This window comes from Micromonospora sp. NPDC005291 (assembly GCF_040607415.1).
Lineage (GTDB): Bacteria > Actinomycetota > Actinomycetes > Mycobacteriales > Micromonosporaceae > Micromonospora.
This window is the reverse complement of sequence record NZ_JBEXGR010000021.1, coordinates 88,325-110,401: the sequence shown is the minus strand read 5'-3', so window position 1 is coordinate 110,401 and position 22,077 is coordinate 88,325. Positions and strand designations below refer to the sequence as shown.

The window sequence follows — 22,077 nt, the reverse complement described above, 5'->3', positions numbered from 1 at the left end:
AAGGCCGGACGGACGCGCTGGCGATGATGCCGACTTCAACTGGCGGCCCTACGGCTGCACCCCGACCAGTGGCTACGAGTACGGCGCTGTCTGGATTAAGCGGATCCAGGCCCGCTCGCCCGGGTCATCCGACGGGTCCGTCGGCGGGGCGCGCTCTCGCTGACGGACCTCGCCGGAAGACGGAGCCTACGGCTTGCGGGCGAGGAGCCCGACAAAGGTGTGATAGGTGTCGGTCTGCTTCGCAGCGGGCGTACCCGGCTCTGGACGCCACTCGGCCAGCGGCACCAGCCCCGGTTCCAGCAGCGTCAGCCCATCGGCGAACGAGAGGATCTCCTCGTCGGTACGCCAGCGGCCGGTGCCCAGCGACTCGTTGAAGACCCGCTCGACCTCGCGGGCCTTGCGGGAGCCCTCTGGGTCTCGCTCGGCCGGGTCGCGGAAGTGCGAGATCGCCACGTAGCTGCCGGAGGGCAGCGCGTCGATCAACGCCGCCGCCACCGCTCGCGGATCGTCGTCGTCACCAAGGTGATGCAGGATCGCGAAGAGCAACAACCCGATCGGCCGGCCGGAATCGAGGAAGCGACGTACCTCCGGATGGTTGAGGATCTCCTGCGGTGCCCGAACGTCCGCCTGGATCACCGTCGCGGTGCCCTCCGCGGCGAGCAGGGCCCGTCCGTGGGCCAGAACGATCGGATCATTGTCCACATACACCACCTGAGCCTTCGGGTTCTGCTCGGTGGCGACCTCGTGCACGTTGCCCTGGGTGGGCAGCCCCGATCCGATGTCGAGGAACTGGTCGATGCCCGCCTCGGTGACAAGGAAGCGAATCACTCGACGCAGAAAGGCCCGATTCGCCTGGCCGGCTTCCGGCCCGTCCGGTGTGATCCGCAGGGCCTGCTCGGCGACCTTTCGGTCGACCTCGAAGTTGTCCTTGCCCCCCAGGAAGAAGTCATAGACCCGTGCCACGCTGGGGATACGGGGGTCGATGCCGTGGGGTGCCGCCTTGTCGCGGGTCACAGGCGTCTCCATTCGATTGAGATGAGCGCAGGCTGAGGTCTGCGGGCGGTGCCGGCGTTGCGGGCGACTATAGCGATCGGGAGGGTTGAATTTGACCCCGACTGGTATCGCTCCCAGCGAATCGTCCCCTCACCAGCGCACCCATCGAGCACTTGACCACGAGTAGCCGGACCCCTCGAATCGAATGCGCTGTCAGACCGCTCGACCTTTGGCGAGTCGCTGACTGGGGTACTCGTCGTCCGAGCAGACGGCGGCTTCCCACGCGGTCGAGGCTTGCGCGGCGATATCGTGCGCGCCGCCGTCGAGACATGCGGCGTTGTCGGGCAGCACGAGGTCGGAAACGTCGACGTGCGAATCGTCCCAGTCGATCAGCGCGACCTGATTCGCGGCCAGGCGGACGTTGCCAGGGTTGGGGTCGCCGTGAACGACGCATGTCTGACGTCCGGTGAACCGCGCCCACGTTGCTCGGCATCGAGCAACGCCCCCTGGGGGCATCGCCCCGAGGTCGATCTTCGTTCCGGTCTCGGCGAACAGCAGGCCGTCCCTAGTGCATCGGCACCGGTACAGTCAGGCCTTCACGGTCGAGGTGTCAAGGAGTTCGGTCTCCCACGCCAGATCAGCGTCGCTCCGGGCACCGAGACGACCACCACGAGGTTCCCGTTGACGCGCACACTCCACACGTCGTCGGCGGCTTCGGCCCGCCGATGACCAGAACGGCCATGACACGTCTCCCTCCGAGCGAAGCGGAAGCGTGTTCCGCAAGCATCCGGGATGTGTAGGGAGCCGGCGTGTGCGGACAATGGGGGGATGAAACCAGAGGTACGCCAGATGCGGTTGACGGGGACGCGCGCCAACGGCGCGGTGGCGACGGGCGCGGCGGCTACCGGCGCGCGGGCTGCGGGGGCGGCGTCGCTCGGTGCCCTGGCCGTCGGGGCTTTGGCCGTTGGGGCCGTGGCCGTCGGGGTGCTGGTCATCGGGCGGCTGGCTATCCGTCGGGCGGTCGTGCGGGAGCTGCGTGTCGGCCGGTTGGAAATTGACGAGCTAGTGGTGCACAGCCGACCTACTGCCAAGGGATAGCCCGCTTCCGCAGCGAGCGAGACCGTCGTTGGCGCTGACGCACACGGCACCCAGAGGCTGGTCTTCGCCGCCGTGGAGACGAAGCCACGTCAGCGGACCCTCCTGGCTGTTTTCCGACCAGCCCGACGCCCGGCGCCTCAGTCCGCGCCCTCGGTCTCGGTCAACCGGTCGGCCGGCGCCTGCGCCACCGGGTGACCGGTGTCGTCGACCAGCCCTGGTGCCATGCTGCCGCCGTGGGCGTCCTGTACCGCCCGGGTGACACGGGCCGCCTCGTCCTGCGGCACCCCGGTCTGCTCCCCGTCACGCTGCTCTTCCCGCTCGGTCATGGGCGTCCCTTCCTCGGTCCTGACCAGCGGCGGTACCCGCACGAGCGGCCGGGAAACCGATCAACGACCGTCCTTCGTCCAGCTCGCCACCGACGGGCGAGTACGGAGATCCGTCGAATCAGCTTCGGTCGGTCGGTGGAGGCCACCGGCTCCTCCACCGTCCTGCCCGTTGCGGCTCACCCTGGTCCGTCCATCAGCAGCGACCACCTCAGGGCAGGAGAGACCGCCGCGCCGGGCCTGGTCCTGCGGCCCGATGAGCGGCAGACCCGAAGGCGACGGATACTCGCTTGATGACTGGACCGGATCTCGACCCCGAACAGTATCCGCCCATCGATCCGCGTGAACCGGTGCCCGACGACGCGGGCGTTCTTCTGCCCGACACACCGGACGAACTGCCACAAGCCCCGGCCGAACCGATGCCGGGCGACGGTGGCAACGCCGGCGGTGTGCGCGAGCCGGCGTAGACCCGCCCGCTGACGAGCGCGACACCAGCCCGACCACCGATGCCGGTGCCGGAGTCGCTCGGGCCGTCGGGGCCCCTCCGGTGCAGCGCTGAGGAGCCCCGTCGACCCGTGCCGACTCAGCTCGCCGTGCAGCTGACGGTGGGAGCGGTGGGGGTACCGGTGGCGCTGCCGAGGAAGCCGAAGGTGGCCTCCGCGCCCGGAGCGAGTGCCCCGTTCCAGGTCACGTTGCGCGCCGTTATCGCGTCGCCGGCCTGGGTCACCTCGGCGTTCCACGCCTGGCTGATCCGCTGGCCGCCGGCAAGGGTGTACCCGACCGTCCAGCCGGCGGTTCGGACATCGCCGGTGTTGCGGATGGTCACCTCGCCCTGGAACCCGCCCTGCCACTGCCCGACGATGCGGTAGTTGGCCGTGCAGCTCGCCCCGGGAGCCGGGGTCTGGGTGGGGGTGGCCGTCGGGGTGGGGCTCGCCGTCGGGGTCGCGGTGGGCGTCGGGGTCGGGGTGCCGCCGCCGTTGGCGAGGGCGGCGGCCAGCGCCGGGTACCAGCGGTCGGACATCTTCTGGTCGCCGGAGGCGTTGGGGTGCACCCCGTCGTATGTGTCACCGGCGGTGCTGAAGCCCGTCCACTGGTCGACGACCACGATCGGGGACTGCGCCGTGGTCTTCCCCGCCGCCCAGCCGCCGATCGCGGCGTTCAGGGCTACAACGCGTTGCCCGCATTCGGCGCAGGTGGGCGGTGCCATCGGGATGATTTTCGCAACGATCACCCGCATCGTCGGGTTGCTGGCCCGCATTTGGTCGACCAGCTTGGAGTACGCGGCGAGGATGGTCGCTGGCGCGATGTTGCTCCACACGTCGTTGGTGCCGAAATGCATGAGCACGATGTCGGGGCGGGTGGCGGAGAGCCAGCCGGGCAGCAGGTTCTGGTTGGCGACATTCGTCGCCAGGTAGCCACCGTGGCCCTCGTTGTCCCCGTCGTACGGCTGGCCGCAGCCCTGTGGACCGAGTGTGCCGACGAAGTCGACGTTGGGGTAGCCGGTGGTCTGGAGGCGGTTCCACAGGGTGGACCGCCAGCAGCCGGGCGAGCCGGTGATCGAGTCGCCCAACGGCATGACCCGTACCGGCGAGGCAGCCGCGGGTGGGGCGGCGACCGCGGATCCGGCGGGCGCCGTGGCGGCCAGACCGAGCAGCAGGGCGAGGGAGACGGCCGCAAGGGTGGCGAGCAGGGTGGGAACGGTTGACCTTCGAAGCATGATGACGGGGCTCCTGTCACGTGACGTCGTACGGTCGGTGACGGCCCGATTGCTCCCGGAGCCATTCGATCAGGTCCTCGGGTCAAGTTCAACGCCATCCCACACACTGCCGGCACTGATCGATCGGGTGACCTCCATGACCTTTGCTCGAGGAGCCCCGAACCTGTTGCGGGTGACCGACCCGACACCAACCCGCAGGCCGCCTCCGAGCTGCTCGACAAGGCCATTGGACTCGACCGCCATAACGAGGCCCTCTACGTCAAGGCGGTGCACGCCCGACACGTCCTCGGCGACGCCGACGGCATCCGCACCCTCCTGCGCGCCCTGAGCGGCTGGCGCAACCGCTTCTCGTGGTGATCTACAACGACGCGGCGTACGGCGCCGAGGTGCTTACGCGTTCCGGGGCCACTGCGCACCGCCGTCCGGACGGCAGGGCACCTCTTAGCCAATGATTGCGGTCGATCCCTTGACACTCCAGATGGGGTCGCTAACACTTGTCCGCAACACGAATGTAACGAGAAATCCGAGATCCCGAGCCGGGCGGGGGCGGAGTCCTGTTAGCGCTAACACCAGTGTTCGCCGTACCGCCTCGCCAGCTGATCCGTACCCCCTGCGCGAAGGAGAGACCTGTGTCGAGATCCCTCGCCCGGCTCTGCGCGGTGGCGGTCGCCGCGTGCCTGCTGTTCACCACCTGGTCGGCGGCGACGCCGAAGGAGGCGTCCGCACTCGACCCGACGGTCGGCTACCTGATGGCGCACTTCACCGGCGAGTCGTCCACCGACCAGCAGATCTACCTCGCGCACAGCGCCGACGGCCTGCGGTGGACGGACCTGAACAACGGCGGGCTCGTACTGCGGTCCACAGTCGGCACCCGTGGCGTCCGCGACCCCGCCCTGGTCCGCTCGCCCGGCGGCGACCGGTACTGGATCATCGCCACCGACCTGTGCATCGGCTGCGGCCAGGACTGGTCGGCCGCGATCAACAACGGCAGCCGCAACCTCGTCGTGTGGGAGTCCACCGACCTGGTCAACTGGTCGGCGCCGTGGCTGGTGAACGTCGCCGGCGCGATCCCGGACGGACGCAACGCCTGGGCCCCGGAGGCGATCTGGAACCCGGCCACCGGCGACTACGTCCTCTACTGGGCGACCAACGTCCCGCTCAACGGGGCGACCAAACACCGCATCTACTACGCGCGCACGGCGGATTTCCGCAGCACTACCACGCCGCAGGTCTACGTCAACCGGCCCGGCAGCCAGGAGATCATCGATACCCAGATCGTCGAGGTGCCGGCTGGCGTCGGCGCCTACCGCTACGTCCGGGCGTCCCGCGACGGTCAGATCACCCTCGAAGGCAGCAACTCCATCCTCGGCACCTGGACCCCCCTCGGAAACCTGTCGGGCATCGGGCTGACGGGTTCCCAGGTCGAAGGCCCGATGTGGATGCGGTTCAACGCCCGCAACGAGTGGGTCCTCTACCTCGACCAGTACTCCAGCGGGCGCGGCTACCTGCCCGTCCTGACGACCGACCCGTCGAGCCCGGGCAGCTTCCGGTTGCCGGCGTCCGGCTCGTACGCCATGGGTGGCACCAGGAAACGGCACGGTTCCATCCTCAACCTGACCGCCGTCGAGCAGAGCCGGGTGCTCGCCCGCTGGCCCGCCACCGCCGTGAACCGAATCCAGTCGTACAACTTCCAGGACCGGTACGTGCGCCACGCCGACCACGACGCCCGCATCGACGCGAACGTCAGCCCGGCCCAGGACGGCCAGTGGCGGTTGGTGCCCGGCCTGGCCGGCTCCGGCACGGTCTCCATCCAATCGGTCAACTTCCCGGGCTACTACCTGCGCCACTACGGGTTCGACTTCCGGCTGGAAGCCAACGACGGCACCGCCACCTTCGCCGCCGACGCCACCTTCCGGCAGGTCGGCGGCCTCGCCAACTCCTCGTGGACGTCGTTCCAGTCCTACAGCCACCCGGACCGCTACATCCGGCACTACAGCTATCTGCTCCGACTCGACCCGGTCACCGACGCGCAGAGCCGTGCCGACGCCACCTTCCGCATGACCAGCTGAAGCTGGTCCCTGTTCAAGGAGCTCCGACTGTGGCACTACATCGACGGGCGTTGTCCGCCCTGGTGGCCGTGCTGACCGTGCTGGTTGGCGTCGTCGTCACCGTGGCGTCGCCGGCCACTGCCGCGACCAGCGGGTTCCGGGGCATGAACTGGGCCGTGTTGGGCGACAACTTCAGCACCGGACCGCTCGTCGTGCAGGGCCTGAGCGCCTCCGACGGCAACGCGACAGCGCGGGCCAAGGCGAACGCCCTCTACGACGACATGGCCGCCACCATGGGGGTCAACACCGTCCGGCTGCCCATCAACACCCACACGGTGGGGACGGCCTGGTGGGACGCGTACCGAGGCGCCATCGACGCCGCCACCGCCCGCGGGTTCAAGGTCATCCTGGCGTACTGGGAGGACGGTGCCGCGTCCGGCGGCAGGATCACGAACCTCGCCGCGTGGAACACGATGTGGTCCACGGTGACCAACACGTACGGCTCGAACAGCAACGTCTACTTCGAGCCGATGAACGAGCCGCACGGCTACAGTTCGGCGGAGTGGCGCGACGTCGCGGCGAACTGGCTCAGCTACCACTTCTCGGCGGTGCCCGGCCGGGTGCTCATCGGCGGCACCGGCTTCAGCCAGGACCTGCGGGACGTCTGCAACGACACCCGCTTCGCCTCGACGCTGCTGTCCTTCCACCACTACGCCTTCTTCTACGGCGCGATGACCTACGACGCCTTCCGGAGCCACATCCAGACCCGCCTCGGCAACTGCGCGTCGCGGGCGGTCGCGACCGAGTTCGGCGCTCCCATGAACGACGGCCGCAACTACGCCGACGCGAGCAGCAGCGACAACTTCGTGCGCCACATCCGCGCCATGGCCCAGGTCATGCGCGACAACCAGATGGGCGGCACCTACTGGCCCGCCCTGGGCGGAAAGCCCGGCACCATCGGGTACGACTGGTACTCGATGTTCGCCCTCAGCGGTAGCGGCACCGACCTCAACCTGACCGTCCGCAACACCTCCGGCGCCGACCAGATCCGGTACGCGTGGGGCGACACCATCGGGGGTGGCCCCACGACGCCCCCGCCTTCGACGGGAACGTATTACCGGATCACCGTGCGGCACAGCGGCAAGGCAATGGACGTCCAGCAACCGAACACCGACAACGGCGCGCGCGTCGGCCAGTACACGTACGGCGGCAGCGCCTGGCAGCAGTGGCAGTTCCAGGACGCGGGCAGCGGCTACTGGCGCATCGTCAGCCGGCACAGCGGAAAGTGCCTCGACGTGGTGAGCGCCTCGACCGCCGACGGCGCCGAACTCATCCAGTACACCTGTGGCACCGGCAGCAATCAGCAGTTCCAGATGGTCGCCAACGGCAGCTACTTCCAGCTCCGGGCACGGCACAGCGGTAAATGCGTGGACGTGCCGGCCGCGTCGACCGCGGACGGCGTCGTCCTCAAGCAGTACACCTGCAACACCGGCGCGAACCAGCAGTGGTCGCGTACGGCGGTCTGACGGTCACCTGGCCGGTGCGCCTCAGAAGTCGGAGCGGTCGATCCGCACGGCGACGCCGTCGAGGATCAGGTCCAGCCCGAGTGTGAAAGTCCGCGTCGGCGATCGTCGCGTCCGGAGTCTCCGACGGCGGCGCCTCGAACAGCCCTGACGATGGTCGCCGCCATGTGTCCGGCGCTGCTCGAGCAACCCGGCATCGGTCCCGTCACGGCCGCCGTGGCTCTGATCTCCTGGTCGCACCACGGCCGCGTTCGCAGCGAAGCCGCCTTCGCCGCCCTCGCCGGGGTCAGCCCCGTTCACGGCAGCTCTGGCCGCACCGTCCGCCACTGCCTCAACCGCGGGGACGACGTCGTGGGCCTGGAGCGTCCGAACAATCGGCTGATGCGGCTATCGGGGAGTGAGTTGCAGTCGCGCGGACGATGATCATGGATTTGTAGTCGACCTCGCCCCACCGACACGAACCCGATGCCTGTTCTAAGTCATCAGCGCAGGATCGCCTCGACGAAGTCGGCGCCGAGGCGGGCGCAGACCGTCAGGTCGAGCTGGTGGTGAACGTATCGCCCGCGCCTGCTCACCGTGGTGAGCCCGGCCTGCTTGAGCGCGGTGAGGTGGCGGGAGACCTCGGGCGCGCTCAGCTGCCACGCCTCGGCGATCTCCCCGGTCGTGTGCGGGCCCCGGGCGAGCGTTCGGGCAATCCGCCGCCGCACCGGGTGGGCGAGCGTGTCGATCCGCCGTTGGATCAGGTCGAGCGGCACGGGGTGCGGCAGCCCGGCCTCGGCCGCCGGATACTGCACGACCGGCCGCCAGCCCGGCGCGTGCACGACGAGCAGGTGCGGTCGGCCGAACGCGGTCGGGGTGAAGGTGACCCCCTGCCCCTGCGCGGTAGTCGCGTTGTCCTGCAGCTTGTCGATGAGGACCCGCCGTCCGTCGGGGGAGCGGGTCGTCGCGGGGGAGACCGCTGCGAGCACCGGGTCGAGGCCGTGCCGGGCCAGCAGGTCCGCCTTGTGCCGGGAGTCTGCGGCGAGCTGATGCTGCACCCGGGCCCACGACTCGGCGAAGAAGGCCTGCTCACAGTCTTCTAGGAGGCGGCGCACCCAGGCGCGTACACGCGGAGGGTCGGCGAGGAGTTGGTCGGCGAAGTCGGCCTGGCGCGGCCCGCGCGCCAGCGCCAACTCCCGGGCCCGGTGCCGGGCGCCGGCGTCGACCAGCGGTGAGCGCAGGCGGCGCTGGGGCGTGGAGCCGCAGCTCGTGGTGATCAGAGCAGCCGCGACATAGGTCTCGTCGTCGAGCCGGTCCACGTCGTCGAGCTCGGCGGCGAGGGTGTCGCGAGGCTGACCCGGCACGAAGAAGTCGGCCCGAGCCGACCGCCACAGGAAATCGGCCTCCAACAGCCGGTCGCTCAGCTCCGGCTTGAGCGACGCGGCGGTCGTGGTGATCCAGCCGTGCAACGCCGGGTGGTGCGCGGGCTCCGCCAGCGCGTGCAGCATCGCGGCCAGCTCACCCAGGGGTGAGGGAGAAAAGATAAACCGCTCATCCGGTACGCCGGTAATGTCGATCGTCAGTCCCACGCCGCCCATCGTGACACCACCCGCCGGGGCGGGCCGCGACACTTGACGAGGATCGTCAACCGGCGTGGCCCGGGACCACCCGGCGGCGACCGTGGTCGGCGTGACGAAGCAGAAGGATGAACGGCTGGGCTGGGCGGCGCTGCTGCACGCCGGCGGCGGTCCGCGATACACGCTGGCTCTGATGATCGACTCGGTGGGCGGCGGCCTGCTCCGCCCGTTCCTGCTGCTCTACGGCATCGTCGTGCTTCACCTGAGTGCCCTTGCGGCAGGGCTCGCGCTCTCGGCCGGGCTGCTCGCGGGCCTGGTCGTACTGCCGCTCGCGGGACGGTGGATCGACCGGGGTGCGAGGTCGGCCGTCGTCGCGGCGACGCTGCTCGTCCGGGTGGCCGGGGTCGGCGTGCTGCTCGCCGGGAACGGCGAGGCGGGCTTTTTCGCCGCGTCGGTGCTGCTGGGGTTGGGCAGCCAGGCCTGGCCGGCGGCGCACGCGGCCCTTGTCGCCGCGCTCACCACCGGCCGCCGCCGGGATGCGGCGCTCGCCGCCGGGCGTTCGGTGCGCAACGCGGGCCTCGGCGCCGGAGCGCTGATCGCCACTGTCGCGGTGACGGGCGGGGACGGGGTCCTGCGGGCGCTCGCCGCCCTGACCGGGCTGGGGTTCCTCGTCTCCGGGCTGCTCGTCGCCTCGATGCGGCTGCGGGTGCCCGACCGCCCGGCGGTGGCGAGCGAGCGGGGCGGGGTGGGGCACCTAACCGGGCTGCTCTGGGCCAACCTGCCCTTCGCGCTCTGCTTCAGCGTGCTCGAGGTGGTGCTGCCCGCGGTGATGGTGACGCAGCTCGACGTGTCGCCGGTCTGGTCGGCGGGGATGTTCGTGGGCAACACCGTGCTCGTCATCGCGGTGCAGGTGCCGCTCGTCGTCTGGCTGGGCCGGTGGCACCGCAGATCGGTCCTAGCCGCCTCGGGGGTGGTGCTCGCGGGCTCCTATCTGGGGTTCTGGGCGGCGGCCGCGGTGGGTGGCGAGGCTGGTGCGGCGCTCGTCGCGGTGGTCTGCGTGCTCTATACCGCCGGGGAGATCCTCTACACGGGCAGCGGGACCGCGCTCGTCATCGCGAACACGCCGGAACGGCAAGTGGGGCGTGCGCTGGTGCGCTGGCAGCTCTCCACCGGGCTGGGAATGGCCGTCGCGCCCGCGATCCTGACGGGCCTGCTCGCGGTCGGCCCGTCGGCGCTGTGGCTGATGCTGGCACTCACCACACTGGCCGGTGCGGCCGTGGTGCTGCGCACGCCAACGGGAGAGGGGGAAGGTGGCGTGTCGTTCGGGCGGCTCGGCCGGGGCCAGTCGAGCGTCGCTCGGTGGCGTTGGTAGTGGCGGGCGGCTTTGGCGCGGCTGCCGCAGCCGTCCATGGAGCACCGGCGGCGAGTGCCGTTGCGGGAGGTGTCGAAGCTCCGCGTCCGCTTCGGGTTGTTCGAGGGCGCGGCGCGACAAACCACGTTCATGCGGGTAGATGAGCGTGGAACGGTCGACGCTCGCTGACTCGGGCGCAGCTGGCGGCGAGGCCGCCGTCAAGTGCAGCACTGTGGCTGCTCCTCGTCTTCGCCGGAATCAACCACGACTGGGGTCGACGTCGACGGCCGGTCGGTGGCGGCGGAAGTCTTCCCAGAGCGCCTCACGTGGGCGATGAAGGGGGATGAGGAATCGGTGCTGACCGCCTCGGCCGTCGCGTGCTGGTCCGCCACGGAGCAACAACCCTGATGCGCAGCCCCGGTCACGGGCCAACCGGCGACCCTTCAAGGTCGAGCCGGAGCATGCGGTGGTGCAGGCGCACCGCCTCTTCCTGGCCGGTGACCTGACGCAATGCGAGCCAGGCGGCCCCGACTGCCGGGTCCCTGGCGGTCGCAACCGGCCCGGCAAGCGCGGCCAGGACCACCGCCCACCTGTCCGGAGTCGGTTGCGGAGTGGCCGGCGAGGTGCCGATCATGCCGACGACCGGGGCGGTGAGCAGTGTCGACCCGGCGGTCTACCGATCGGCGTATGCGCACACCGACGAGCAGGCCACACCTGGCTACTACCGGGTCGGGCTGTCGAAGTACGGGGTGCGCGCCGAACTGACCGCCACGCCGCGTACCGGGTGGCAGCGGTACACGTTCCCGGCGACCACGGCCGCCAACGTGCTGTTCAACACCGGCAAGGCAAACCAGAGCGTCCTGGACTCGGAGATCCATGTGGTCGGCGACCGCATCGTGGAGGGTCGGGTGCCCGCCGGCAACTTCTGCGCCGGCCGGGACGACCACACCGTCTACTTCACGGCCAGCTTCGACCGGCCGTTCACCGGCTACGGCACCTGGCGCGGCACGACCCGGATCCCGGCCACCCGGGACGCCGCCGGCACCGGCGGCACCGGCGCGTGGGTCACCTTCGACACCATCGGTGCCCGGTGCGCCAGTTCCCTGTGCAGCTCGACATGGTCGTGAGCGGTCGGCGTCACCAGCAGTCCGTCGACACGCCGGCGCACCAGGTCGCGCAGGAGGTCGCGTTCCTGCTCGAAGCTCAGCCCGGTACTGCCGACGACCAGCATGTGCTGATGCCGCCGGGCGATTTCCTCCACTCCCCGCGTGATGTCTGACCAGAAGGGATTCGCGCGATCCTCGATTACCAGCGCGATGGTCCCGGTGGCCTGGTCGGGTCGCCTCGGCATCACGCCGCCTCCTCGGTGACTGGCACGACGTCTGATCCTCGGCCGCCTTGAGCTGTCCGACGCGAAGATCAGAACATCGACAAGGGATGATCGCAATGTTGACGGCGTCAACGTATCTGATCGTTCTTCCTGCTGCCCAACCAGCAGAAACGCGTCGACGCGCTGGGAGCGCGACCACTGGCTTCCGTTATCAGGGACGGACTTTTTCCGTCACCCCGAGACCGCACCGCGTCGCAGGCGGGCGCGGTCTGCTCGCCGGGATCCGATCCCCTCCAGGCCGGGTATCCGGCCGATGGAATCGCCGACAATGAATGGATTTTCGCATCTGGTCAGTTCGTCGTTCGCTGTGACGAGGTTGACCCCCTGAAAAACATCGACGGGGGTCATGAAGGCGACCCCGATGAGAAGTGTCAATGGGGCCAGGTTGGTGCCCCCTTGAAAACTTTCGATGGAAAATATCGAGTAATCTCCATGTTTAGCTACCCCGTGAACAATATCGGTGGTCGTGTCCGCCGCGCTCGTCGTCCTCCACTTCGAACACCACCACACCGCACCACCCGATCACGCAGCGCCACAAACCGTTACTCAGAAAGATTCATTGACAAGCTGGGAAAGGCCTGAAAGGGTCTCGCGTACAACGAATTCATCCCATGTTTTTTTGGATCTGACCATTAGGGAGTCTCGGTGATGCGGAAGAAACCCCTTGCGCTGACACTTGGCGTGTCATTGCTCCTATCCATGGGTGCAGCGGCTAACGCCTCCGCGACCAGCTCCGGCGAGGAGCGCTTCCAGCCGGGCGTCACCTACGACCTGTCGGTGACCGACGCCGAGCGCGACGCGATCCACGCGGAAGTCGAGGCGTTGGCTGGACGCGTCAACAGCGCGCGGGCGGGGGACGGCACCTACGACCCGCTCAGTCTGATCGGGGCGATGCTGGACGGGTCGAGCTACGACTCCATCTCGCGAGGCGGCACGGCCGCGACGGCGTACCCCTTCCCGGTCAGCAACACCGAAGCCAACCAGAACGAGTACGACCGCAAGGTCGCCAAGCTTGCCTGGGTGGTCAAGCTGGCCACCGACCTGGGCTTCCCGGTGGTCGTCCAACGCCAGCCCGACAAGTACGTCTACGCAGAGATCGGTGACCCGGACGCCCCGGAGATGGTCATGGCGTTGAGCCACCTCGACTCGCCGACGGCTTCCGTTTCGCCGGCCCAGCTGGCGCGCTGGCGGGACGCCGATGGCAACCTCGGCACTCCTGGTGCGTACCACTCGCCCTATGTCCAGGACGGCTGGGTCTACGGGGCGGGCCTGCAGGACGACAGCGGCCCGACGCTGGCGACGCTGCTCGCGGCCAAGGCGCTGCTTGAGGCGGGGTTGCCCCTCGATCGACGCATCCGCATCGTCATGGGAATCTACGAAGACGGCGGTCCCGGCACGCCCTCGACGACGAACACCGCCGCCTTCCAGTCCATTCCGTACAATTCGAACCCGAGCTTCTACGACAACTGGGCCTACAAGAACCTCAATCGGGAGGAGATCCCGATCGCGGGCTACACCTCCGACTCGCGGTTCCCGGTCATCGTCGGCAACTCCGGATCGGTGACCCCGTCGGTGTCGATGAGCTTGTCCGCAGACAGCACCAAGGCCTTCCGGCTGACGGATGCCACAGCCGGCGTCACCCGGCGCGAAGGCGACCCGACGCTCAAGGACATCGCCTACGGCAGCACCACGCAGATCGCCTCGAGGGCCATTTTCACCCTCGACCTGGCGGGGGCCGGCTCCGCCGAGCGCGACCGATTCGTGTCGACGATCACCGCTGCCGCGACCACGAAGGGTTGGCTCCCGGCTGCTCCCCGCACCACGCCCAAGGTGCAGACCACGATCACCGGCGACTCGCTAACGCTGGAGATCAACACCGATGTGGCGATGGAGATGCCGACCCCGCAGTACGGCAAGAATGCCGTCGTGTGGGGAATGTTCCTTCTCTCCAAGGGACTCGGCGCCTTGGGAATCACTGCCGCCGACATGCAATTGAAGAAAGCCGCCGACGGCATCGCCGACCTGTTCTTCCGCGATGGTGTCGAAGGCGAGGCCTATATCGGCAAGTACATGGGCATCCCGGCGAGCCTGTTGCGCAACCCGAGCAACGGCACGCCGAACCTGACCTTTGCCCTCATGGGGGGCATCAATTCAGAGACCCCGACGAGCTTCTACACGGACGCCTCCGGCAGCCTCAGCATGCCAACGTACGTGCGCAGCATGCACGTCACCGCGGCTGACTCCGGCCAGGCAACGGCGGCGGTCACGGCCGCCTTCCAGGCGAAGGGGTTCACCATCGGCAACCTCGGCTCGCCCGTCGGCGCCGGGTTGTATGTCACTCACGACAACCCGTTGACGGCTCTTCAGTTCGGGAGCTACCAAGCCTCGGTCAACCGCAACCCGGAGGAGTTTGCGGACCCATATTCCCTCAGGGACGTGGTCTATCCGCAGGGCACGACCGGTGGCACCCTGGCCAGCAGCTTCCGCAATAAGATGACCGCCTTCGGCGCCGTCATCCCGGGTAACGAGCGCTGGTGGCACACGGCCAACGAGCGGATGAAGGTCGACTCGGCAGTGCAGATGACCAAGATCATGGCCGATGGCATGCTGGAGATGGCTCGGTACTCCGGGCCCGCCGGCGCCAAGTTCATGGGGGCAAGCATCCCGGGGTTGAACGCCGACCGGGCGGACCTCGACCTGCTCGACGTCACGATCGGAACCTACAAGGACGCGTCGGCCGCTGTCGGCACGAGCCAGTTGGGCACCCAGGCCCTGCTCGGCGCCACCTCGTTCAACATCCCGATGTGGAACGGGCGCGGCAATTCGGCCCCGACGGCGTCGGCTCTCGCACTGGGGCACGCCCCGGGAGGGGTCTACTTGCCCCTGACCGACACCGAGTACCTGAACAGCACGTACGTGGCGCCGATGCGTCTGGAGTTCAAGGCGGAGCGCCCCGGCTACATGTCGGACGCGGCTTGGGCGAAGTTCATCGCCGGCGGCTACGGCGACTTCCAGTTCAACATTCTCGTCGGCGACGCGGTTGTGCCGCTGGCCGTTCCTGCGGGGCAGAGTGCGGACAAGTACTTCTCCTCGCGCATCTCGGCCAACAACCCCAACGCCATCTACCTGTCGGTCAACCTCGCGATCACCGATGCCCCGTACACCGGAGTGCAGACCATCCTCGCGGATTCCAAGACGGACCTGTACACGGTCAATCCGACGTACCTGGCCTCAAACCCCGATCCGTTCCCCGGGCGCGGGGCCATCGAACAACGGGGCTTCTTCGTGTTCGGTGATGGGCAGAAGAACGCGGAGTTCTCCTCACCCGACGCGGTCTACGTGACAGTCGCCAACGCGGCCATCGATGCGAAGCCGTCGGCGGTGGTGAAGAAGTTGAAGGGCAACAAGAACGAGTTGACCATCACGGTGAAGCAGACCCACATCGACGGCAGCGAGTCTCCGGTGACGGCCACGTTCACCATCGACAACAACGCTGCTGGCACTTACACCGTCGGCGATTACAAGGTGTACGTCGAAACCAAGGGCAACACCCAGGTCCGGTCGATCTCCATCGTGTGACGGCGGTGAACCGGAAGTTCAGCGCGCGCAGGAGAGGGCATGCGCGGTGCAGGGCCCCGGCAAAGTCGTGAGGGTGCTCGGCTTGATGTGGTTGGTGTAGACGCCCCCGTGCTGGTGGTAGCAGGGCGGGCATGACCGGTTCAGATGATCATCGATGTTCCTACGCCTTATTGATCGTCCGAAGTGAGTCATGCCCGCGCTGCCATCATCGCTGTCGCGGCGTGAGTATCAGCTGTCCGAGTTCCTGGGTGCATCGGGTGAGCGCGACATAGAGGCCGTTCCAACCGCGTGGCTCAGCGGCGATGCCTTGGGGGTCGATGAGTAGCGTCGCGTCCCATTCCAATCCCTTGGACTGGGACGCGGTGAGCACCGGCACATCGCTCAGTACGGCTAGGAGTTCGGTGATGCGCTCGGCGGGGGCGATGACGCCGACCGTGCCGCCATGCCACCGCTGCTGCAACTGCCGCACAGCTTCGGCGGCGGCGTCGGCAAGCTCGGCAGACGTGATCGTGAGCTCCCAGGGGGCGATGCCGGAGGAGCGTACGGCTCGTGGCGGCGCGTTGTGGCTGCCAGCTTTCTTCAGGACCGGTTCGGTGAGGTCCATGACCTCACGCGGGGTCCGGTAACAGATGGTCAGTTCCGCGGCGGTCCAGCGGTCTCCGAACGCAGCCTGCACCGCTTGTCCCCAACTGGTGTGCCGGTGCGCCGCCTCCGCCTGGTCGATATCGCCGACCGCGGTGATGGAGCGACTGGGACAGCGCCGTAGGACCATGTGCCACTGCATCTCGGACAGTTCCTGCGCCTCGTCGATGACGACGTGGCCGTACACCCAGCCGCGCTGCCGGCGAGCGCGGTCGGCGACGAACTCACCCTGTGGTTGTGGGGCCTCGACCTCGCCCAGCAGGTCAGCAAGGGCGTCGAGCAGGGGAATGTCGCTCGATGCCCACGGGGCGGGCTCGGCCGAGACGGCGGTGATCTCCTCCCGGGACAGATGCGGGGCGAACCGGGCCAGCAGGGTGCGGTCGGTCAGGAGATCACCCAGCAGGGCTCCGGCGTCGAGAGTGGGCCACCATGCCTCGATGAACCGGGCGATGGTGGCGCTCCCGGCGATACGAGAGCGGAGATTTTCGATCTCTTCTTCGGAGAGCAATCCGTCGACGTCGCTGCCGGTGGACGTCCTGCCGAAGTGGTGGTCCTGCTCCATGCCCCTGTCGACGCGGGCAAGGATGTCCTCGAAGCCCTCCTCCATCTCGTTCATCAGCGCCTCGCGCTGCTCGACGACGACTTCGGCAAGGAGGTGGTGCAACTGCTCGGCGAACGCCGCGCGGGCACGGTGGTACGGGCGTCCCTGTACCGCCGAGGCGAGCGCCTGCGCCACCGCTGCGGCAGTTATGACGTAGAACTCGCCCTCCCAGCGCAGCTTCAGCTCGCGGGGCCGGGGGAGCAGCGACGTGACGTAGTTTTCGAGCGCGAGCTGCCAGGGGGCGCGGCCCTTGATTTCGGCGAGAAGCCGGCTCTCCTCGCGGCCCACGCGGATCTCGGTCAGCAGCGTGTCGCAGGTCGCCGAGACGACGGCGGTCTCACCGAGCGCGGGTAGCACCTGGGCGATGTACTGGAGGAACCGCGGCGAGGGGCCGAGGACCAGGACCGCTTGGTCGGCCATCTTTCGGTGGGCGAACAGCAGGTAGGCGACGCGGTGCAGAGCAACCACGGTCTTGCCGGTGCCGGGACCGCCCTGAACGATCAGCGGACCGGTCGCCTCGGCCCGGATGATGTCATCCTGCTCGCGTTGCAGCGTGGAGATCGCCGTCGACATGCGGCCGGTGCGCCGCTGGTCGAGGGCGGCAAGTAGAGCGCCTTCACCGACGAGTTCGGTCGTTATGGTCCCGTCCAGTGGCTCGTCGTCCACGCCGACGACGGCCGATCCCCTCGTGCGTATGTGACGGCGCCGTGCCTGACCTTGTGGGTCGACAGCCGTCGCGGTGTAGAACGGCCGCGCTGCGGGAGCGCGCCAATCGACCAGCAGTGGCTCACTGTCCTCGCCGTCGTTGCGGAGACCGACACGGCCTACGTGTCGCACGGTGCCATCAAGACCGTCGAGGCGGCCGAAGACCAAGCCTTCCCGTGCTCGCCGTAGCTCTTCGTACTGCTGGCGGAGCATGCGCTGCCGGGCCCGTTCCAACGCGTCCAGGACCTCTGACGAAAGCTCGACCTGTAGGTGGTCGGCCAGCCTGTCGCGCCGGGCCGTGGCCAAGTCGAGAAACGCCTGTTCCTCGGCGATCGCGGATCGGCGCGCGACGCCCTCTGCGGTAGAGGTAGGCGGTTCGCCGTCCGGTGCTACTGCGCTGACGCCAGCGGTGCCGTTGTTCAGAGCAGACTTCCGGCGCATTCGCAAATCCTTGTATTGGCGTCCCCTCGGCCCGGATGAGCCGCAGTGCATTCGGCGGCAAGCATAGAGTCGATTTCCCTCGTCGGCGAGGAACTCCGCCGGCAGAGATGGGAATCTCAATGCCTTGCAGTTCCTGGTCTTTTGTGGCCTCAATCAATCTTCATTCGCTTATTGACAGTCCGGTCCCTATCTGATCTGCGGGTGCGTTCCGATCAGCCACACGCCCCCCACGATGCGGATCCATGACGACAGCACCATCGGGAGTCGGGTGCTTCACCTGCGCTATCAAGTGCGCCGTTGACCGATCGTTGCGGTGGCTGCGGATGCGCTCGGCGAGGTGGTTCAGCGTGCGGATGGACAACGAGATGCCCTCATCGATCCGTGGCCCCGCCTACCCGCGCTGACCCGCAAGATCAAGTTTGAAAGGGCTCAGTGAGAACCTCGCCCGCAAACGCACCATGCGCGATCATGAAACCGAGATCCGTTGCCTTGCCGACAAACTGGCCGCTGCCCGCGAGAGCAACCGCTTCGCCGACCGCCGCAACGCCGCCGGAAGCCGGCATCGCCAAACCACAGCTGGGACAGGGAAATGAGGTCGACGAGCACTGCGCCACGGCCACGCCACAAATATCGAGCGGAGGTTGTTAGTCTCCAGACGTGTCGATCATCGTTCTCCCCGCCACGTCTGACACGCCGTGACGCCGAAGCTGCGTCACTCCGTCCGCGCGATCGTGCTCGACGAAGACGACAGCATCCTGCTGTGCCGGTTCGTCTTCCCTCACCCGGCGGTGCCTGGCGAGGCGAAGGGCGTATGGGCGGCACCAGGCGGCGGCATCGAACCCGGCGAGGACCCGTTGACGGCCTTGCGTCGCGAACTTCGCGAGGAAACAGGTCTGACGATCACCGTCGACCCACCGCACGTCTGGCACCAGAAAGTCTTCGCCACCGACCTCGCGCCGGGGTTCGACGGCATCATCAATGACTACTTCCTCATCCGTGCGAGCCACTTCCAGCCCCGCGGCGAGCTGACCGACGACCAACTCGCCGCCGAGAACCTGGCCGAGTTCCGCTGGTGGCATCTCTCGGAGATCGTCAGCTATGCCGGCTCCGACCTGTTTTCGCCCCGCGACCTCGCCACACCGTTGACGGCGCTTCTCACCACAGACACGCCAACCCAGCCGATCCACCTCGGCCTCTAGCAAGCTGCGGCAGCGACCACCCCTGCCCATCATGAACCTTCTCAACCTGGCGAGTGGCCGCAGGCTCCAGCGCCGTTGACCGGCGCCGGTCCGTACGGCCCTGGCCACGTCACCCGTGCTCGTGGCGTCCTTCAGCACGGAGAACCGGTCTGCGGCGTCTGGGTACGCGTGGGTGGGGTAGCACCGCCAGTGTCCGTTCGATCGTCGCCCGCCGCCTGCCCATGCGACTCGGGTGTCGGCGCTCGGTGTCTCCTCGTCCCGGTCGCCATCAGTGGCCAGCCCGGCACCTTGCTCCAGAACAGGCTGGACGCCGGATCTCTTGCAGTGAGCCCGACCAGCCGTATCGTGGGACGCGGAGACGACTATCCGTCGTCTTCGATGAGATGCCTCCTGCAATCGAGGAGAGCTTGATGATTGGTCTGGCGACGGTCGGTGCGATCGCGGGTGTCCTGCTCGTCGGTGTCGTGGTCCTGGTTCGCCGGCCGGCCGACGCTCGGCGGGTCGTCCGATGGTCGGCCCTGGCGATCACCGTGCTGGTGGCCGCCATGCTGACTCCCTTCACCGTGGACGACTCCGGGACTGCGGCCAGCTACCTGCTCGGGGTGCCCGTCGTCGCCGCGATGCTGCCGGTTCTCGCACAGCGGATCGGTCGGCTGACCTGGGTCGCCGACGTGGTGGCCGCACTGGTCATCACCGTATGGGGGCTGCTGCTCGGGCTGGGCATCGGCGGCGCGTTCCTGCCGGCGGCGGTGCTCCTCATCGCCAGCGCTGCGGGCACGGGGCCACCGCGGGCGTCCGCAACCACGCGGCTCTGACGAGCGCCAACCAGCAAAGCCGACATCTTCCGGTTCGCCGAAGAGGCGTTCGACCCAAAGCGCGCAGGGCTGGCGACCCGCTTGGCGTGTCACCAAGCCCGAGAAAGCTCACCGATCAGTCAGCCGCCATTGAGCATGTTATCGATAACATGCTATGTTTCCGGGCGGAAGCGAAGGGCACGCTTCCAGTCATCTCCGTCAATCGGCAGAGGCGCGCCGAGGGTATCGCCCTCCTCGCAGCCTCGCCGGTCGGTGACCAGTCCGGGCCGCTCCGCCGATGCCAGGCGAACCGCAGGCGGCTGCCGGACGACTTCGGTCCGGCTGCATGCCCAGCTCTCTCCATGTCCCGTCGCGGACAACCCCGGCAGCAGGCAGCGCCAGAAACATCGGTCATCACCTCACCGCCCCGTCCGCCCGTCGAGCCGTCGTTCCGCCAGTGCTCGCCGCGCGGCCAGCGTCGCCGGGCCCACCTCGCGTAGTACCACCACCACCGCAAGAGACGACCAAGGGCAAGGAGTCAAGCAATGGTCAAACGTAGACATCTTCTCTCCTCCATCGCAGCCGCAGTGATCCTCCTCGCGGCGACCGCTGGCGGCGCGCTGAGCAGCGGCTTCCGCGGTACGGCGGTCGCCGCGACGAACGGCACCCTCGCGGCGACCGCGGGCTGCGGCAAGGCCCCCACGCTCACCAGCGGAACACGCACCATTCAGAGCAGCGGACAGAATCGCAGTTACATCCTCCGGATCCCCGACGGCTACGACAGGAACAACCCCTACCGGCTCATCTTCGGCTTCCACTGGTTGAACGGTTCAGCCAACAACGTCGCTTCAGCCGGCTACTACGGGCTTGCGCCGCTGTCGAACAACAGCACCATCTTCGTCGCGCCCCAAGGGCTCGACGCTGGCTGGGCCAACACCAATGGTCGGGACCTGACCCTCTTCGACGACATCTCCCGGCAGATCGAGAATGACCTCTGCGTCGACACGACCCAACGCTTCGCCCTGGGCTGGAGCTACGGCGGGGCCATGAGCTACGCGGTGGCCTGCGCGCGTCCCACCGTCATCCGCGCGGTCACCGTCCTGTCCGGCGCCAATCTCAGTGGTTGCAACGGCGGCGCCCAACCGGTCGCCTACTTCGGCATCCACGGCATCTACGACAGCGTGCTGAACATCTCCCAGGGCCGGTCGCTGCGCGACACCTTCGTACGGAACAACGGCTGCACCGCCCAAAGCCCGCGCGAGCCAAGCCGAGGCAGCCTCACCCACATCACCACCACCTACGCCGGCTGCCGAGCTGGTTATCCCGTGCAGTGGGCCGCGTTCGACGGAGACCACACCCCCAGCCCGGTCGACGGCTCGTCCAGCCCCAACGACTCCAGGACGTGGACCTCGGCGGAAATCTGGAGGTTCTTCAGTCAGTTCCAGTCCACCCCGCCGCCCACGACCCCGCCGCCGACCACCGCGCCCCCGACGACCCCGCCCCCCACGAGTCCGCCCCCCACGACCGCGCCGCCGACCACGCCCCCGCCGACCGGAGGGCCAGGCAACTGCTCCGCCACCTACAGCACGGTCAACAGCTGGCCCGGTGGCTTCCAGGGTGAGGTCACCGTGGCCAACACCACCGCCACCACGGTCAACGGATGGACCGTACGCCTGACCCTGGCCAGCGGCCAGGCCATCAGCAGCCTCTGGAACGGCACCAACACGGGCACCACCGGCAACGTCACCGTCAAGAACGCCCCCTACAACGGAACGTTGGGCCCGAACGCCTCGACGACCTTCGGGTTCACCGCCACCGGCAACGGCGCCACACCGCCCGGCAACATCAGCTGCACCAGCCCCTGAGCCTGGCAGAACCAGGGCCCGGAGCCACTGGCTCCGGGCCCTCAGGGCAACACCCACATGCGAGATGTACGGACCGGAGAAGTGCCCCGGTCCAGTCGCACGTCGTTGAGAACATCAGGCTCGTCGTGGCGCAGTCGCATCGACGCGGGTCTCAACGGGCAGATCTTGTGACGGGTACGAGTCCGCTACCCGCACGGTGTGCCGGTGTACGTGTTCCACAGCGCTGCTGCCTGGGCGTGATCCCCAGTTGAA

General features: G+C 68.2%; 18 protein-coding genes and 3 pseudogenes. 11 read left to right on the top strand and 10 right to left on the bottom strand.

All coding sequences use genetic code 11. The annotated features are described in order from the left end of the window. Positions 1-186: 186 nt before the first annotated feature. Positions 187-1,014: an SAM-dependent methyltransferase gene (locus ABZT18_RS24995; protein WP_354996608.1), complete on the bottom strand. Its 828-nt coding sequence runs from the start codon at positions 1,012-1,014 to the stop codon at positions 187-189. 192 nt (positions 1,015-1,206) lie between these two features. Further along, positions 1,207-1,509 (bottom strand): phosphotransferase, encoded by a 303-nt coding sequence (locus ABZT18_RS24990; RefSeq protein ID WP_355252583.1) that lies wholly within the window; start codon positions 1,507-1,509, stop codon positions 1,207-1,209. A gap of 312 nt (positions 1,510-1,821) precedes the next feature. Between ABZT18_RS24990 and ABZT18_RS24985 the strand changes: the two genes are divergently transcribed. Then, a complete protein-coding gene (locus ABZT18_RS24985) occupies positions 1,822-2,091 on the top strand; it encodes a hypothetical protein (RefSeq protein ID WP_355252580.1) in 270 nt (89 codons plus the stop codon). A gap of 137 nt (positions 2,092-2,228) precedes the next feature. On the opposite strand, the gene ABZT18_RS24980 is transcribed toward ABZT18_RS24985, so the two are convergent. After that, positions 2,229-2,417 (bottom strand): hypothetical protein, encoded by a 189-nt coding sequence (locus tag ABZT18_RS24980; RefSeq protein ID WP_354996606.1) that lies wholly within the window; start codon positions 2,415-2,417, stop codon positions 2,229-2,231. Between the two features lie 290 nt (positions 2,418-2,707). Between ABZT18_RS24980 and ABZT18_RS24975 the strand changes: the two genes are divergently transcribed. After that, complete coding sequence (locus tag ABZT18_RS24975) at positions 2,708-2,881, top strand: hypothetical protein (RefSeq protein ID WP_355252577.1); 174 nt, start codon at positions 2,708-2,710, stop codon at positions 2,879-2,881. 116 nt (positions 2,882-2,997) lie between these two features. On the opposite strand, the gene ABZT18_RS24970 is transcribed toward ABZT18_RS24975, so the two are convergent. After that, a complete protein-coding gene (locus tag ABZT18_RS24970; protein ID WP_355252574.1) occupies positions 2,998-4,131 on the bottom strand; it encodes a cellulose binding domain-containing protein in 1,134 nt (377 codons plus the stop codon). Between the two features lie 629 nt (positions 4,132-4,760). Here ABZT18_RS24970 and ABZT18_RS24965 point away from each other — a divergent pair. From ABZT18_RS24965 to ABZT18_RS24955, 3 genes and pseudogenes are all read left to right on the top strand, one after another. Beyond that, a complete protein-coding gene (locus tag ABZT18_RS24965) occupies positions 4,761-6,200 on the top strand; it encodes a glycoside hydrolase family 43 protein (protein ID WP_355252571.1) in 1,440 nt (479 codons plus the stop codon). A 29-nt stretch (positions 6,201-6,229) separates the two neighbouring features. Beyond that, positions 6,230-7,705, top strand: coding sequence for an RICIN domain-containing protein (locus ABZT18_RS24960; protein WP_354996602.1), 1,476 nt, complete (start codon positions 6,230-6,232; stop codon positions 7,703-7,705). 174 nt (positions 7,706-7,879) lie between these two features. Beyond that, positions 7,880-8,050: pseudogene (locus tag ABZT18_RS24955) on the top strand (transposase); the annotation flags it as partial. Positions 8,051-8,184: 134 nt separating this feature from the next. Here ABZT18_RS24955 and ABZT18_RS24950 read toward each other — a convergent pair. Continuing rightward, a complete protein-coding gene (locus ABZT18_RS24950) occupies positions 8,185-9,279 on the bottom strand; it encodes a DUF5937 family protein (RefSeq protein WP_354996601.1) in 1,095 nt (364 codons plus the stop codon). Positions 9,280-9,370: 91 nt separating this feature from the next. Between ABZT18_RS24950 and ABZT18_RS24945 the strand changes: the two genes are divergently transcribed. After that, positions 9,371-10,630, top strand: a complete 1,260-nt coding sequence (locus tag ABZT18_RS24945; RefSeq protein ID WP_354996600.1) for an MFS transporter — start codon at positions 9,371-9,373, stop codon at positions 10,628-10,630. On the opposite strand, the pseudogene ABZT18_RS24940 reads toward ABZT18_RS24945, so the two are convergent. Continuing rightward, positions 10,603-10,707, bottom strand: a pseudogene (locus tag ABZT18_RS24940) (CGNR zinc finger domain-containing protein); the annotation flags it as partial. The gene ABZT18_RS24945 and the pseudogene ABZT18_RS24940 sit on opposite strands and share 28 nt — an antisense overlap. Before the next feature lie 323 nt (positions 10,708-11,030). Continuing rightward, a complete protein-coding gene (locus tag ABZT18_RS24935) occupies positions 11,031-11,243 on the bottom strand; it encodes a hypothetical protein (protein WP_354996599.1) in 213 nt (70 codons plus the stop codon). Between ABZT18_RS24935 and ABZT18_RS24930 the strand changes: the two are divergent. After that, positions 11,242-11,631 (top strand): annotated as a pseudogene (locus tag ABZT18_RS24930) (glycoside hydrolase family 92 protein); the annotation flags it as partial. The gene ABZT18_RS24935 and the pseudogene ABZT18_RS24930 overlap by 2 nt on opposite strands. Here ABZT18_RS24930 and ABZT18_RS24925 read toward each other — a convergent pair. Next, on the bottom strand, positions 11,598-11,960 hold the full coding sequence (locus tag ABZT18_RS24925) for a hypothetical protein (protein WP_354996598.1): 363 nt from the start codon (positions 11,958-11,960) through the stop codon (positions 11,598-11,600). The pseudogene ABZT18_RS24930 and the gene ABZT18_RS24925 sit on opposite strands and share 34 nt — an antisense overlap. Positions 11,961-12,698: 738 nt before the next feature. On the opposite strand from ABZT18_RS24925, the gene ABZT18_RS24920 reads away from it, so the two are divergent. Further along, a complete protein-coding gene (locus ABZT18_RS24920; protein WP_354996597.1) occupies positions 12,699-15,578 on the top strand; it encodes a M20/M25/M40 family metallo-hydrolase in 2,880 nt (959 codons plus the stop codon). A 205-nt stretch (positions 15,579-15,783) separates the two neighbouring features. On the opposite strand, the gene ABZT18_RS24915 is transcribed toward ABZT18_RS24920, so the two are convergent. Together ABZT18_RS24915 and ABZT18_RS24910 are read right to left on the bottom strand one after the other, a co-directional pair. Further along, positions 15,784-18,018: a UvrD-helicase domain-containing protein gene (locus ABZT18_RS24915; RefSeq protein ID WP_355252568.1), complete on the bottom strand. Its 2,235-nt coding sequence runs from the start codon at positions 18,016-18,018 to the stop codon at positions 15,784-15,786. Positions 18,019-18,380: 362 nt separating this feature from the next. Next, on the bottom strand, positions 18,381-18,587 hold the full coding sequence (locus ABZT18_RS24910; RefSeq protein ID WP_354996595.1) for a hypothetical protein: 207 nt from the start codon (positions 18,585-18,587) through the stop codon (positions 18,381-18,383). A gap of 75 nt (positions 18,588-18,662) precedes the next feature. On the opposite strand from ABZT18_RS24910, the gene ABZT18_RS24905 reads away from it, so the two are divergent. The 3 genes from ABZT18_RS24905 (at position 18,663) to ABZT18_RS24895 (ending at position 21,825) form a co-directional block, all read left to right on the top strand. Further along, on the top strand, positions 18,663-19,166 hold the full coding sequence (locus ABZT18_RS24905) for an NUDIX domain-containing protein (protein WP_354996594.1): 504 nt from the start codon (positions 18,663-18,665) through the stop codon (positions 19,164-19,166). A gap of 410 nt (positions 19,167-19,576) precedes the next feature. Beyond that, complete coding sequence (locus ABZT18_RS24900) at positions 19,577-19,981, top strand: hypothetical protein (protein WP_354996593.1); 405 nt, start codon at positions 19,577-19,579, stop codon at positions 19,979-19,981. A gap of 524 nt (positions 19,982-20,505) precedes the next feature. Beyond that, positions 20,506-21,825, top strand: a complete 1,320-nt coding sequence (locus ABZT18_RS24895) for a cellulose binding domain-containing protein (RefSeq protein ID WP_354996592.1) — start codon at positions 20,506-20,508, stop codon at positions 21,823-21,825. The last annotated feature ends 252 nt before the right edge of the window (positions 21,826-22,077 follow it).